General features: G+C 45.3%; 9 protein-coding genes and 1 pseudogene. 2 read left to right on the top strand and 8 right to left on the bottom strand.

Translation table 11 applies throughout. The features are described 5' to 3' along the window. The first annotated feature begins 247 nt into the window (after positions 1 to 247). The gene (locus SSCH_RS01315; protein ID WP_232294138.1) at positions 248 to 826 is read left to right on the top strand and encodes a TetR/AcrR family transcriptional regulator; all 579 of its coding nucleotides are present in this window, start codon (positions 248 to 250) and stop codon (positions 824 to 826) included. Between the two features lie 65 nt (positions 827 to 891). Next, a complete protein-coding gene (locus SSCH_RS01310) occupies positions 892 to 2,277 on the top strand; it encodes an MATE family efflux transporter (RefSeq protein ID WP_044663893.1) in 1,386 nt (461 codons plus the stop codon). A gap of 247 nt (positions 2,278 to 2,524) precedes the next feature. Here the strand turns inward: SSCH_RS01310 and SSCH_RS01305 are convergent, their stop codons facing one another. From SSCH_RS01305 to spoIIID, 8 genes and pseudogenes are all read right to left on the bottom strand, one after another. Next, positions 2,525 to 2,965, bottom strand: a complete 441-nt coding sequence (locus tag SSCH_RS01305) for a DMT family transporter (RefSeq protein ID WP_044663892.1) — start codon at positions 2,963 to 2,965, stop codon at positions 2,525 to 2,527. A gap of 120 nt (positions 2,966 to 3,085) precedes the next feature. Beyond that, the gene (locus tag SSCH_RS01300) at positions 3,086 to 3,976 is read right to left on the bottom strand and encodes a Ppx/GppA phosphatase family protein (protein ID WP_084710830.1); all 891 of its coding nucleotides are present in this window, start codon (positions 3,974 to 3,976) and stop codon (positions 3,086 to 3,088) included. Between the two features lie 18 nt (positions 3,977 to 3,994). Next, complete coding sequence (locus SSCH_RS01295) at positions 3,995 to 4,357, bottom strand: FtsB family cell division protein (RefSeq protein WP_052835178.1); 363 nt, start codon at positions 4,355 to 4,357, stop codon at positions 3,995 to 3,997. A gap of 6 nt (positions 4,358 to 4,363) precedes the next feature. Further along, positions 4,364 to 4,600, bottom strand: a complete 237-nt coding sequence (locus SSCH_RS01290; protein ID WP_044663891.1) for a sigma factor-like helix-turn-helix DNA-binding protein — start codon at positions 4,598 to 4,600, stop codon at positions 4,364 to 4,366. A gap of 233 nt (positions 4,601 to 4,833) precedes the next feature. After that, positions 4,834 to 5,343: a spore cortex biosynthesis protein YabQ gene (gene yabQ / locus SSCH_RS01285; protein ID WP_044663890.1), complete on the bottom strand. Its 510-nt coding sequence runs from the start codon at positions 5,341 to 5,343 to the stop codon at positions 4,834 to 4,836. After that, entirely contained in the window at positions 5,340 to 5,618 is a 279-nt protein-coding gene (yabP, locus tag SSCH_RS01280; RefSeq protein WP_084710829.1) for a sporulation protein YabP, read from the bottom strand. Before yabP ends, yabQ begins: the two co-directional genes overlap by 4 nt. 344 nt (positions 5,619 to 5,962) lie before the next feature. Further along, a pseudogene (gene mreB / locus SSCH_RS01275) lies at positions 5,963 to 6,972 on the bottom strand (rod shape-determining protein MreB). A gap of 125 nt (positions 6,973 to 7,097) precedes the next feature. Beyond that, entirely contained in the window at positions 7,098 to 7,346 is a 249-nt protein-coding gene (gene spoIIID / locus SSCH_RS01270) for a sporulation transcriptional regulator SpoIIID (RefSeq protein ID WP_044663889.1), read from the bottom strand. Positions 7,347 to 7,673 lie beyond the last annotated feature (327 nt).

Here is a 7,673-nt window from a genome sequence, read left to right as displayed (position 1 = left end):
GGCTGATACCGGTGTAAGATCTATGGCTAGTACATGTCAAAAGGCATCGACGGAAGGACTTCTCTTGGGAGGACTATCTCTTGGATGGCCACTGTTGTTCTTTGGGAAAGGTTAGCCCTATATGTAATGAACTCAGAGAAGCCGGTAATTGATTGATTTATTCACAGTATTTACAAATAAAAAAACAGTTGTTATAATTAATAACGAACATAAATTCAATATTGGAAGGGGAGATTCTATGGTACAAATGTTAAAAGATGATATTGCTGATAAAATATACTGTTCGGCAATAGATGAGTTTTATGAAAGGGGTTATAAATCAACACCAATCAGAGATATTGCCAAGGGAGCAGGGGTCTCTGTGGGGCTTATTTATACTTATTATGAAAATAAGGAAGCGTTGTTCGAGGCTGTTGTAAAACCGACATATCTATTGATCAAAAGTATTTTAAGCACAATCAATAACACCGGCAATCCTCCTTTTGAAAACTTTGTCCTGAAAAAAGAAATGCAGTTCATCGTTGATTTGCTCAGGCATAAGCGCAAGCAGGTGTTGATACTGATAGATAAAAGCAGCGGAACAAAATATGAAAACGCCAAGGAAGAAATTATTGATTTAACAAAAGTCCATATTCAGAAGCATCTAAGAAAAAGGATAAAGAATTCGAGTATAATTGACGATGTATTTTATCATATTCTGGCTAATAACTTTTTGGAAGGAGTGTTAGAAATCGCACGGCATTACAAGAATGAAGAATGGGCAAATAATATGGTAGAGCTTCTGTCAAAACAATATTTTTATGGTATTAATTTTTTGGTAAAATAATTTTTTTTGATCAAAATTGAACAAATGTTCAGTTTAGAAATGAATTGCGGAAGGGGATATTTTTAATGGAACACGAAAAGCAATCAACTATTGAAAGAGAACAAAAACTCGGAAATACACCTGTACCTAAACTGTTGTTTCAGATGTCGGCGCCCATGATTTTTGCCATGATTGTCAACGGATTATATTATCTTATTGATGCAGTTTTTGTGGGAAGAGTAGTAGGAGGGGAAGCCTTAGGCGGTCTGGCGGCGGGGTTTCCCATTGATATGCTGGTAGTAGCTTTGGGTACTATGCTAGGCATTGGCACAGCCTCTATTGTTTCTTTTGAATTAGGTTCACAAAAAAAAGAGGAAGCAGCCTCAGCGATAATTAGTGCGGTGTTGTTTACAATTGCATTAAGTGTTGCTTTTTCGGCAATACTTATGGTTTTTAAGGCGGACATTTTTCATATATTTGGTGCCACGGAACGCATATTTAAGTATGCAGACGCGTATTATTCAGTCATTATTCCGGGTTCTATTTTAGTTTTGCTGAGTTTCTTAGGAATTAATACGGTACGTGCAGAAGGCAATGCAAAACTGGCTGCATTGGTGATGTTTTCAGGTGCCTTGATCAATGTGTTTTTAAATGCTGCTTTTATGATAGTCTTTAATATGGGGATAGCTGGAGCTGCATGGGGCACATTACTTGCCAGGCTGGTATCGGTAATAATCCTGATGGGCTATTATGGCTTTAACAAGAGCATCATAAATCTATGGTCTGTGAACTGGCGCATCAATATAACTGAAATCAGAAAAATTCTATTGATAGGGCTAAGTTCATTTTTAAACCAGGTAGGATTTTCCATTCTTGCAGCTGCAGTAAATATTCTATTGAAAAATTATGGGACAGCTGTCGACATGTCTGTCTACGGTGTAATCAGTCGCATACACATTTTTATCACCATGCCGTTATTGGGTTTAGCCCAGGGCTTTCATTCTATTGTCGGTTTTAATTTTGGGGCCGGCAATTATAAGCGAGTCTCTGAAACGGTTAAAATTTCTTTTATTTATGCATTCGCTATCGGGCTGTTTCTTTTTGGTTTTTTGGTTTTCATGCCCCAAGATATCTTAAGGTTATTCACAGATAAGCCGGAAGTAATACAAAACGGAGTTTTTGCCTTAAGAATCACTACACTAATGACACCTGTCATTGGCCTGCAAATTATAGCCTATTTTTACTTTATGGCTGTTCATAAAGCTGTCACAGCGATGCTGGTTTCTCTTTCCAGGCAGGTAATATTTATTCTTCCTCCGCTTATTGTTTTGCCGCTGTTTATGGGTAAACAGGGCATTTGGCTGGCTTTTCCAATGGCAGATGTTGTTGCAGTCGCAGTATCCGCCGCTTTGCTTTTAAGGTCTGTTAACAAACAGGTCAAAGAAGGTTCACTCCCTGATCGTTGCTCCTAAAACCTGTCGGTACAATAGGGTTTTTTAAATGCTAGGTGTCAAATTTGGTTCTCTGTCACCTTAACCGAAAAAAGACTCCGGTTGTCCTTGTGCCTGTTCCCTTACACAAGGGGTCACTCATTTTATCCTTACCATGGCCTCCAGCCAGGTGATCACGGCCGCCGGAACTTTGTTATCGAAAAACTCAAAGATTTTGGGCGTTTTATTCCCTTATATAATGGGCCGCTGGAACTAAAAAAAAAAGTAATTAATTAAGCATCAGTTTGGCACCTGTGGCCAGGAGGGCAACCCCAAACACCTTCCACCAGGTAAAAGGAATCTCCTTCAATCCGAAAAGCCCGAAATGGTCGATGATCAAAGCTGTAGAAACCTGGCCGACGATGATCGCAGTTGTAGCAATGGAGACCCCCAACTTGGAAATGCTGGCCATGACAGTGTAAAGAATAACAGCGCTCAATAGGCCACCAAGATAAGCATACCAGGGGGCCTTTCCCATCTGTGCAAGATTGCCCTGGCCAAGACGCATAAGCAGCAAAGCTACAAGAGCTACTGCCCCTATGACATGGACGACAAAGGCCGCTTCCAGCAAACCGATAACCTTGCTTAAAAGGGTGTTGAGAGAACCCTGTAGAGCCATGGATATACCGGCTATAATTCCGGTCAAAAGGGGAATTAGAGCAAGTTTCATGATCGGACTCCTTCCGCAGTCAATTCATAATCACTGCTCCAGTTTCTCTCTCCCCTTCTCCCCCGAAATCTGTATCAAGCGGATCAATATTTCAAGCCTGGCCATTTTGCAAACTATAGATTAAATCATTTCCAGGATCATCCCGTGCAGTAGATCCGCCTCACTAACTGTGATTTCCTGCGCACCCAGATAAGCAAGAGCCGACCAAAGGATGGTGGTGCCTGCTATGATAATGTCAGCGCGTTCCGGCGGGAGCCCAGGAACCTTTTTTCTTTCCTCACTATCTTTCACAGCAAGGGATAACATTATTCTCTCCACCGCTTCTTTAGAAAGAAAGTACCCCTGAATGCATTCCGGATCATAAATCTGCAGGCCCTGATCAACTGCAGCCAGTGTGGTGATCGTCCCGCCAACACCAACCAGATTAAGGTGAGGCAACCCTTTGATTTTATCCAAAACATCTTTCATCGGGCCGATGATTTCCGAAAGGAGACGTGGCTGTTCGGTCAAACGAACAGCACCGAGAGGTATACTGCAGCAACTCAGGGCGGAAACTCCACTTTCCTGAATAGGGCAGGTAAACTCTGTGCTCCCCCCGCCGATATCGATCACAACGCCTGTCCCTTTAAAATCCACAGCACCACAGGCACCGGTGTAATTCAAGCGCGCCTCCTCCGCGCCGCTGATCACATCTACTGTAATCCCGGTCATTTCCCTGACAAGAACAACAAAAAATGCCGCGTTTGCGGCTTCCCGGACAGCACTGGTAGCCACAACCCGCAGGTGGGCTACTTCGTATTCCCTGATTAGCTCAAGATATTCCTGGAGAGCGGCAATAGTCCGCTCCATAGGCACCTCTCCCAAAAGGCCGCTCTCTTCTACTCCCTCTCCGATTCTTGTGGTCCTAAGAGTGGCAAGGATAGGAGTAATACTCTGACCTTTTGTATCAGCGATCAGCAAGCGGCAGGAATTAGTGCCGATATCGACCGCAGCCATGCGTTGGCCTGGCAAGGGAGCCACACCCCCATCCTAGTCACGAATTTCCTTTTTATTATCTGAAGACGGCTGAACCCGCCCCTCAACCCCCGGGCGAATCGGTACCTCTCCAGGCTTGACTAACCCCAGTTCCTCCCGTGCCCTTTCCTCGATATAGCCATCACTGGAGTAATAATCGATTTTCTCCAGGGTCTCCTGCTTTTTTGCCAGTAGTTCTTGTTCCTGCTGCTGATAATTCTTTAGCTGCCCTTGCAGTTTCCAGATTCTAAACTGTGTAGGTATCAAGAATAAGCAGAACAACCCACATAAAAGACCAACCACAATCAGGCGCCGTTTCCATGTGGTTTTTTTTCGCTTGATTTCAAATAGTCGATCCCGGCTGCTTTTTCGACCCACCTGCTGCTAAACCTCCTCTTCATTCTCTTCATTTTCCGCTCCATATATGCCGAGGGTTGTTGAAATAATAATAACAACCTCATACCCTTTACTGCGGGCTCTGCTCAGAAGGGTCGCTACAGTAGCTGTATTAACACCCATTCTCTTGGCAATAGCCTCATTACTGTGGCCGGTTTCTTTGAGAATAACCGCCTGTTTCTCCCGAAAACTCAGTTTTTCAGCTCCGCGAATTTCTAACTTCACTTGTCTCCACCTTATCCAACTACAGGTTATCCACAAATTGTGGACATATTGTGGATAATATTATTACATAATTCTCTTTAGAAATGAAAATTCCTTCTCTGCCTTATAAAATATTTTATAGTTAAGTGGGGTCAGGCTTGAGCGGGACAAGGGGACGGTTCCCGTTGTAGGTCCGGTCTATTAGGCAGCGGCAACCTCCCACATCCCACATCTCATTCGCCAACCACTAACCACTAATCTTTCCTCCGCCATTCCCGGAAGCAGCGCCAAGCCACTCGCCATGTATAGCGAAACGGAAGGAGCAGGAGGCGAAAGAGGCCACAGAGAAACTGCAGGGCAATATTGACTGCCCAAACAGTTAAACGAAATGGATAAAGAAGAGCCTGTATGCAAAAAATCAGCACTCTTTTTAAAAAACGAAAGGCGCTACCTATTTGTATAAAGCAGTAATAGAGGGGTTCTCTCAAGTAGGGGCTGGCAAACTTGAAATAGAAGGCCATCCCGATAGGTAGGAAAAGGAGGGTAAAGAAGCGCACCTCTCCTCCTGTCATGCAGAAAAATACATAAAAGACCGGCCCTGCACAAATAAGCCAAAAGAGCAGGTCGCTCAACTGTGTAGAAAAATATCCCGGCTTGATTCTCCTGCGCAGCAGTCTGTAGCAGTCAAAGAGTAGACCAATCCCTAATCCCAGCCCGACAACGGTCAAGATCAGCAGGAAGTCCTGGGCGACGGTCCCTGTCATTTGATGAGGCGTTCGAGAATGCTTTTGCCCCTGGCCCTGATCTTTTTGCTGTGCTGCTCAATGTATTCCAGGGAGGTAATAAGTCCTTCGACAACCAGGTCCCCTGCAGTCAGGTCCAGGTGGGTGATGTGCATGCCTTCCCCCCGCAGGATCAGGGAACCAACCACTGTTTCCAGATTGATCTCCTGTTCATCGAAACTTATAACCTTCTGCACCCCTGAGGCCTCCATCCTCTCCCTATTCGTCAAGGTCAGTTCCTGGCCCTGTTGCGACAAAGCTGGCCCCTCCTTTCAATCTTCCTCCTTCCATAGTATGTTATATAAGGGGTAATTAGACCCTAGAACGCAGTTATTCATAAAGCATTCTGCCAGGCCGGGCATCTTGTTTGGCCATCTTAACGCTTCTGTAAACCCGAAAACAAGCGCCATTAACAGCGGATGTTGTTCACAATAGAAAACAGCTCATCTGAGGCTGACTGCCTCAAATAAAATGATCTCTATGCTACCCGGAAGTGAAATTTATGCGAAGTTGTCTAATAATGTGGATGCGGCAGGAGAACAGAGGGAAAACATACTGATAATACAGAAACGGAGTATCTAGAAAAAGCATATTTTGTCGTTCAGTCAGGTCTCATATTTTTCAAAACATTCATCATATCCAAAGCCACTCCTGTCCCCTTGGCTACACAGGATATGGCGTCCTCGGCAATGTTCACCGCAAGCCCTGTTACATCACTGATCAACAGATCCAGCCCATGCAAAAGGCTGCCTCCGCCGGTCATAACAATCCCGCGCTCAACTATATCTGCTGCTAACTCAGGCGGGGTTTCTTCCAAGACGTCTTTCACTGTGTCGATAATCTGATTCACCGGCTCCTGCAGGGCGATCGCTATTTCCTCTGCAGTAACAGTATTGGTTTTCGGCAGCCCGGTTACCAGGTCACGACCGCGAATCTGCATGCTGGAACCTGGTTCTTTGGCCCTGGGGTAAGTAGTGCCGACTCCGATCTTCAACTCCTCTGCAGTACACTCCCCGATCATCAAATTGTACTCTTTACGCACATATCTGGTAATAGCCTCATCGAAATCGTCCCCCGCAACGCGAATCGATCTGGTACATACAACCCCGCCAAGGCTTATCACTGCCACATCTGTTGTGCCCCCCCAACATCGACAACCATGTTGCCGCTGGCCTCCTCAATGTGTATCCCTGCTCCCAGAGCAGCAGCCACAGGCTCTTCTATGAGGTGGACCTGGCGAGCCCCGGCCTGGAGAACAGCCTGTCTCACCGCTCGCTCCTCTACACCGGTGGCCCCGGAGGGTATGCAGACCATCACCCGCGGACGACAAAGAAATCGGGACTTCACTACCTTTTGAATAAAATACCCCAGAATCCATTCGGTTATGCTGTAATCAGCGATCACTCCATTGCGCAGAGGACGCACAGCCACAATATTGCCCGGTGTGCGGCCCAGCATCTGACGCGCATCCTCCCCAACCGCAATCATCTTCTCGGTATGTGTATCAACTGCCACAACAGTGGGTTCATTGAAAACAATGCCCTTGCTTTTCAGGTAAACGAGCACAGTTGCGGTCCCCAGATCGATCCCGATATCTTCGTTCCAAAACATTAATACGTGCATTCCTTTCTAATATCTATCATGATGCTTGTCCCTATCAAAAATCTGATATTTCAGTAATATTCGACGTTTTCTTAGCTTTTCCTGCCAGCGTAATCATATTTTACCGTAATTATTTATTTTTCTCGGTACTTCCTGCGTGTGGCTTCCCCCCCGCGCAGATGGCGCTCCGCCTTATTAATGTCTAGAACAAGGCGCACCTTGATCGCCAACTGTTGATTAATTTTAGGTAAACGCTCAGTCATATCTTTATGAACAGTACTTTTACTGACACCAAAAACCCTGGCAGCCTGGCGAACAGTTGCCGAGGTTTTTAATATATAGGCACTTATCTCCAGAACCCGGCGGCGGATGTACTCCTGCACTCTGCTCCCCCCGTCTTTAAGTTTCAGTACATTTATATCCATCGAGCAGAGGAAAAAGACTAGCAGGAGGGTACGGTAACTTGTGGATCAACTACCTTTGGGGTCAGGCTTGAGTAATTTACTTACTGCTGGATCAGAGGGATGGATCAAAGGGGCGATTCTGGGGCGATTCTCTTAATCCATTTTAGAACTGGAGTCTGGCTATTAAAACTTGTTATTCCTTTCCTGGCGACCAACCGGCGAAACCCATGGGGGGCTACCAAATCACACAATCTGCCGCTCTTCGTTGTCACACTTACCTTTTTTCCAGTTTCGTTCCCTTGTAAT

The sequence above is a fragment of the Syntrophaceticus schinkii genome (assembly GCF_000946815.1).
GTDB classification, from domain to species: Bacteria; Bacillota; DSM-12270; order Thermacetogeniales; family Thermacetogeniaceae; genus Syntrophaceticus; species Syntrophaceticus schinkii.
This window is presented reverse-complemented; position numbering and strand designations above follow the sequence as displayed.